The sequence below is a fragment of the Kitasatospora sp. NPDC127116 genome (assembly GCF_042677365.1).
GTDB lineage: Bacteria > Actinomycetota > Actinomycetes > Streptomycetales > Streptomycetaceae > Kitasatospora > Kitasatospora lactacystinica.
The window spans coordinates 1-5,747 of sequence record NZ_JBHXTL010000250.1; the positions used below are offsets into that span (position 1 = coordinate 1).

Annotated in this window: 6 protein-coding genes and 5 tRNA genes; 4 read left to right on the top strand and 7 right to left on the bottom strand. The window is 73.3% G+C overall.

All coding sequences use genetic code 11. The features are described from left to right. Positions 1-107: 107 nt before the first annotated feature. The 5 genes from ACFVHV_RS43040 to ACFVHV_RS43060 form a co-directional block, all read right to left on the bottom strand. Positions 108-179, bottom strand: a tRNA-Val gene (locus tag ACFVHV_RS43040). A 44-nt stretch (positions 180-223) separates the two neighbouring features. Further along, positions 224-295 (bottom strand) — tRNA-Val (locus tag ACFVHV_RS43045). Between the two features lie 41 nt (positions 296-336). Beyond that, positions 337-408, bottom strand: a tRNA-Val gene (locus ACFVHV_RS43050). A gap of 32 nt (positions 409-440) precedes the next feature. Beyond that, positions 441-514, bottom strand: a tRNA-Cys gene (locus ACFVHV_RS43055). A gap of 40 nt (positions 515-554) precedes the next feature. Next, positions 555-627, bottom strand: a tRNA-Gly gene (locus ACFVHV_RS43060). A 320-nt stretch (positions 628-947) separates the two neighbouring features. On the opposite strand from ACFVHV_RS43060, the gene ACFVHV_RS43065 reads away from it, so the two are divergent. The 3 genes from ACFVHV_RS43065 (at position 948) to ACFVHV_RS43075 (ending at position 3,829) form a co-directional block, all read left to right on the top strand. Beyond that, positions 948-2,048 carry a chorismate-binding protein gene (locus ACFVHV_RS43065; protein ID WP_380359236.1) on the top strand — a complete coding sequence of 367 codons (1,101 nt, stop codon included), beginning with the start codon at positions 948-950 and terminating at the stop codon, positions 2,046-2,048. A gap of 12 nt (positions 2,049-2,060) precedes the next feature. Then, positions 2,061-2,891 carry an aminodeoxychorismate lyase gene (locus tag ACFVHV_RS43070; RefSeq protein ID WP_359915393.1) on the top strand — a complete coding sequence of 277 codons (831 nt, stop codon included), beginning with the start codon at positions 2,061-2,063 and terminating at the stop codon, positions 2,889-2,891. A gap of 89 nt (positions 2,892-2,980) precedes the next feature. Beyond that, positions 2,981-3,829 carry a GNAT family N-acetyltransferase gene (locus ACFVHV_RS43075; protein ID WP_359915391.1) on the top strand — a complete coding sequence of 283 codons (849 nt, stop codon included), beginning with the start codon at positions 2,981-2,983 and terminating at the stop codon, positions 3,827-3,829. 12 nt (positions 3,830-3,841) lie between these two features. On the opposite strand, the gene ACFVHV_RS43080 is transcribed toward ACFVHV_RS43075, so the two are convergent. After that, positions 3,842-4,342, bottom strand: a complete 501-nt coding sequence (locus ACFVHV_RS43080) for a DsbA family protein (protein WP_380359240.1) — start codon at positions 4,340-4,342, stop codon at positions 3,842-3,844. A gap of 110 nt (positions 4,343-4,452) precedes the next feature. Between ACFVHV_RS43080 and ACFVHV_RS43085 the strand changes: the two genes are divergently transcribed. Beyond that, on the top strand, positions 4,453-4,923 hold the full coding sequence (locus ACFVHV_RS43085; protein WP_359915387.1) for a hypothetical protein: 471 nt from the start codon (positions 4,453-4,455) through the stop codon (positions 4,921-4,923). Positions 4,924-4,940: 17 nt separating this feature from the next. On the opposite strand, the gene ACFVHV_RS43090 is transcribed toward ACFVHV_RS43085, so the two are convergent. Beyond that, positions 4,941-5,510, bottom strand: a complete 570-nt coding sequence (locus ACFVHV_RS43090) for a CGNR zinc finger domain-containing protein (protein ID WP_359915386.1) — start codon at positions 5,508-5,510, stop codon at positions 4,941-4,943. Positions 5,511-5,747 lie beyond the last annotated feature (237 nt).

Below are 5,747 nucleotides of genomic sequence, written 5' to 3' on the forward strand. Positions count from 1 at the left end.
ATACTGGGATTGAACCAGTGACCCCTACCGTGTCAAGGTAGTGCTCTCCCGCTGAGCTAATCGCGCCTGATGTGGCGGTCCTGCAGCAGACCCCGAAGGGTCCGACGTGCGCGATACTGGGATTGAACCAGTGACCCCTACCGTGTCAAGGTAGTGCTCTCCCGCTGAGCTAATCGCGCCTGGTGCGGCGGTGTTGCAGCAGACCCCGGAGGGCCCGTTACTGTGCGCGATACTGGGATTGAACCAGTGACCCCTACCGTGTCAAGGTAGTGCTCTCCCGCTGAGCTAATCGCGCCTGATGTGGCGGTCCTGCAGCAGACCCCGGAGGATCCGACGTGCGCGATACTGGGATTGAACCAGTGACCCCTACCGTGTCAAGGTAGTGCTCTCCCGCTGAGCTAATCGCGCGGGGAGGCCCCCGGTCGAACCGGGGGACCTCTTGGAGGTGGAGACGGGATTTGAACCCGTGTACACGGCTTTGCAGGCCGTTGCCTCGCCTCTCGGCCACTCCACCAGGCAACGCATGAAGAACGATCTTACACTGTTCTCCATCGAGCGGACGACGAGATTCGAACTCGCGACCCTCACCTTGGCAAGGTGATGCTCTACCAACTGAGCCACGTCCGCCTGTCTTCCGGGGGGCTTCACCGCTTTTCTTCGGCTGCGCTCCCTGGCGACGTGTTGAACTCTAGCGGATTCCCGGGCCAGCTAAAAATCCGTTCCCGCAGCATGCCGAGGGGATGGCCGGTGAGCGCCGTCCCGTCAGCGCTCCCGGACGGCCACCGGCCGCCACCTGCGGCGCTCCCGGACGATCATCCGCAGGTCACCCGGCGCACACCCGCGTGACGCACGCAGCTGCTCGTGCGCGGGGCGCGAACCGGACCGGGCCCACGCCCCCCGACCTACACTTCAGGCACCGCCGCCCAGCACCACCGCGCAGGAGAACCGTGTCCGGCCACCCCGACCCCCGCACCCCGCTCGCCCGCTTCGGCGGCCGCCTGGCCACCGGACTGCGCGACGTCACCTCGGACCCGGCCGCCCTGGACTCCGCCGGCTACTGGGCCGTCGCCCACGACTTCGAGGGCCGGCTGACCTGCGCCCGCTTCGACCAGGTCCGCCCGGCCCCCGCCCCACCCTCCGGCGCGGGCTGGCGCGGACCGGAGGCCGGCAGCTGGCACAGCTCCCTCGACCGCACCGCCTACACCGCGGGCGTCCGCCGCATCCGCGAGCACATAGCCGCCGGCGAGGTCTATCAGGCCAACCTCTGCCGGGTGCTCTCCGCACCGCTGCCCGACCCGGACCTCAGCGACGTCGACGCCCTCACCGGCCTCCTCGCCCACGGCAACCCCGCCCCCTACGCCGGCACCGTCCGCCTGCCCGTGCACGGCGTCGAGATCGCCACCGCCTCACCCGAGCTCTACCTGCGCCGCACCGGCCGCACCGTCTCCTCCGGCCCGATCAAGGGCACCGGCCGCACCGAGGACGACCTCCTCGACAAGGACCACGCCGAGAACGTGATGATCGTCGACCTGGTCCGCAACGACCTCGGCCGGGTCTGCGCGACCGGCAGCGTCACCGTCCCCGACCTCTGCGCCGTCGAGAAGCACCCCGGCCTGGTCCACCTGGTCTCCACCGTCGAGGGCACCCTGCGCGACGGAGCCGGCTGGCCCGAGCTCCTCGCCGCCACCTTCCCGCCGGGTTCCGTCACCGGCGCCCCCAAGTCCAGCGCCCTGCGGATCATCGAGGCCCTGGAGACCGCCCCGCGCGGCCCGTACTGCGGCGCCGTCGGCTGGGTCGACGCCGACCGCGGCGAGGCCGAACTCGCCGTCGGCATCCGCACGTTCTGGATCGACCGGGCGGACCCCGGCGCGCCCGTCCTGCGCTTCGGCACCGGCGCCGGCATCACCTGGGGCTCCGACCCCGAGCGGGAATGGGCCGAAACCGAACTGAAGGCCGCCCGCCTCGTCGCGATAGCGTCGGGCGGCGAACCCGGTGGCGAATCCGGCACCGGATCCGACCCGACCGGGGCCTGCGCCCCCACCGCCTAGGAGCAGCACCCGATGCACAACCGCACCACGAGCTGGGTCAACGGCTCCCTCGTCGACTCCGCCGACGCGGCCGTCTCGGTCCTCGACCACGGCCTCACCACCGGCGACGGCGTCTTCGAGACCCTGAAGACGGTCGACGGCCGGGCCTTCGCGGTCACCCGCCACCTGGACCGGCTCACCCGCTCCGCCCGCGGCCTCGGCCTGGCCGACCCCGATCACGACCTGGTCCGCGAGGCCTGCGCCCAGGTCCTCGCCGCCAACCCCGCGCCGCTCGGCCGCCTGCGCGTCACCTACACCGGCGGCAACGGCCCGCTCAGCTCCGAGCGCGGCACCGCCGGCCCCACCCTGGTCGTCGCCCTCAGCGCGATCGGCCACCGCCCCGACGAGACCGCCGTCGCCGTCGTCCCCTGGCGCCGCAACGAGCACAGCGCCGTCGCCGGCCTCAAGACCACCTCGTACGCGGAGAACGTCGTCGCCCTGGCCGCCGCCCACCGCGCCGGCGCCTCGGAGGCCCTGCTCGCCAACACCGCCGGACGGCTCTGCGAGGGCACCGGATCCAACGTCTTCGTGGTCCTCGGCGGCCGCCTGCTCACCCCCGCCCTCGCCTCCGGCTGCCTGGCCGGCATCACCCGGCAGCTCGTCGTCGACTGGTGCGGCGCCGAGGAGGCCGACCTGCCGCTCAGCGTCCTCCAGGACGCCGAGGAGGTCTTCCTGACCTCCACCACCCGCGACGTCCAGGCCGTCACCCGCGTCGACGACCGCGAACTGCCCGGCATCGGCCCCGTCACCGCCAAGGCCATGGCCGTCTTCACCGAGCGCAGCGGCGACGACCTCGACCCGTGATCCCCGTCCGGGAGAGCGTCCCGGAGGAACGCCGGGGAAGCGCACCGGCCGCGTGGATAACCCCCCGTGCAAGGGGAAGGGACCACCACATGACCACCACGCTGCGCCCCGAGGGCCCGGAGACACCCACCGCGGCCGGCGGCCGCACCAGACGCTGGCTGATCCTCGCGAACGGCCGGCCGGTCGGCGCGCTGCGCACCACCGCCGACCCGCAGGGCGATCAACTCTGGGGCCGGATATCCGAGTTGGAGATCACCGAGGGGCGCGGCCGGGGTCGGGGAACGTTCGGCGGGCTGGCCGCCGAGGAGGTGCTGCGCACCTGGGGCTGCACCCGGGTCGACGTCGGCGTCCCGGAGCCGGCCGCGGCGGCCCGGGGGCTCGCCGTGACGCTCGGGTACACCGAGCGGGCCCTGGCCATGTCCAAGCGGCTGACAGTCGCCCCGGACCTGCCCGCGGGGCTGAGCGTGCGCCCGTTCGACCGGAGGGCCGAGATCCGGGACTGGTTCGACCGGTCCGTGCAGGACTACGTCCGCATGATGGTGGCTTCCGGCCTCACCGAGGAACAGGCCCGCGCCCGCTCGGGCGGCGGGCCGCAGAACCCGGCGGCCCCGGACCCGGAGGCCCCGGGCATGGTCCTGCGCCGTCTGTACGGCGCCGACGGCGGGGAGGAGCCGTACGGCCTGCTCTGGCTGCAGCCGCGCCTGCGCGACCTGCCGGACGGCGAACCGCTCGCCTGGGTGATGAAGGTCGAGGTGTCCCCGGCCCACCAGGGCCAGGGACACGGACGCACGCTGATGCTGCTCGCCGAACGCGAGTGCCTGGCCGCCGGAGTGCGGAACCTCGGCCTCAACGTCTTCTCCGGCAACGAGGTCGCCATCCGGCTCTACACCTCGCTCGGCTACCGGGTCACCGAGCGCCTCTACGGCAAGCAGCTGTGACCCGGCGTGTCGTCAGGAAGCCTTCGCCGCCTCGATGACGGCCACGATCCGCTCGCGCAGCCCGTCCTGGCTCTTGCCGCCGTCGAGGCGCTGCCCGCCGATCACGTACGTCGGCGTGCCGGTGACCCCGATCGCCTTGCCCTCGGCCTGGTCGGCGTCGACGGTCAGCATGTGCCGGCCGTCGATCAGCGCGGTGTCCACCTCGTCGACGTCCGCCCCGACCTCCCGGGCCACGTCCAGCAGCACCTGCTGCCCGCGCGCGTCCAGCTCCGCGGTACGGGCCAGCAGCGCCTCCACGAACGGCCAGCCCAGCCCCTGCGCGAACGCCTCCTCGGCCGCTTCCGCGGCGGCGTAGGCGTGCTTGTGCTTCTCCAGCGGGAAGTGCCGCACCTCCACGGGCAGCGCGTCGCCGTACTGCGCGCGCAGCGCCCGTACGTCGTCCAGCGCGGTGTGGCAGTCCGGGCACTGGAGGTCGCACCAGAACTCGAGGCGGGGGAGGGAACCATCGATCATTCCCCCAGTGTTCCACTAGTGGGCGCCCGCTCCGGCCGGAGGTGCGCCCGAGGGCGGACCGAGAGGAAGGCACCGATGACCAGGACGACCGGACACGAAGGAGCGGCACCGTGCTGAGCGCGGCGATCAGCTTCGTCCTCACCGCGGGCGGGGTGGCCTTCGCCGGGCTGCGGGCCTACCGGCGGCGCTTCCTGTCGGCGACCCGCTGGTTCGCGGTGGCCCTGCTGCCCGCCGGGCTCTACCTGACCGGCCTGTTCCCGCTGGCGAGCACGATCGGCCGGGAGTTCGCCGACTGGGCGACCAAGCTGGTCCTCGACCCGCGGGTGTGGACCGGCATCGCGCTGCTCGGCGTCTCGGCGGTGCTGCTGGTCACCACCCGCTGGGTGGGCCGCCGGGGCGCCGGGGCGGTGGAGAGCGCCCAGGAGCGCCCGGAGCGCCCGGCCGCGGCCGGGCCGGCGCCCGAGCGTCCGGCGGTGGCGCCGACGCCCAGGGCCCCGAAGAAGCCGGCCGCGGGCAAGCGGGAGGACGGCCTCGGCGACTTCGCCGACATCGAGGAGATCCTCCGCAAGCGCGGGATCTGAACGGGAGGACCGGCCGGTCAGGCGGAGGGGACGGCCTCCGCCGACCGCTGCCGCGCCCGGTAGGCGGCGACGTGCAGCCGGTTGCCGCAGGTGCGGCTGTCGCAGTAGCGCCGTGAGCGGTTCCGGGAGAGGTCCACGAAGACCCGCGCGCAGTCCGGCGCCTCGCAGCGGCGCAGCCGCTCCCGCTCGCCCGCCATGAGGATGAGGGCCAGCGCCATGCCCAGCTCGGCCGCCAGGTGGTCGCCGAGGGCGGCGTGCGGCGCGAAGTAGTGGATGTGCCAGTCGTGGTCGTCGTGGTTGGTCAGCCGGGGCGTCGTCCCGGCGGCCGCGACGATGGAGTTGACCAGCTCCGCGGCCTGCGCGGTGGACTCCGTCGCGAACACCTCGCGCAGCCGGGTGCGCAGCTCGTGCACCCGCCGCAGGTCGTCCTCGGTCAGCGAGTCGATCTCGCTGATCTCCCGGCGGACCACGAAGGCGTCCAGCGCGGCGACGTCCGGCAGCCGCTCGGCGCCGCACACCTCGGGTGCGGTGTTGAGCAGCTCCACGAGGAGGCTCAGCGCGCACTCGGTGTCATGGGTGATCAGCACGTTGGGGGCTCCTCGCGCAGGGGACTCCGATACCCCGCGTCCACGGTTACCCCAGACCATACCGGGCCTTGCGCCGGTAGGGCGGCGCCTTCTTTCGAAGATGTGTGCGCAGTCCGACAAGGCGTCCGAAACCGGGCGCCGCCGGGGCCGGCCGGCCCCCGAACCGGCCCCCGAGGGCGTGCCGCCACCCGCCGGAAGACGTCGGCGCCCGGCACCGAGGCCGGCCACCCGTGAGGG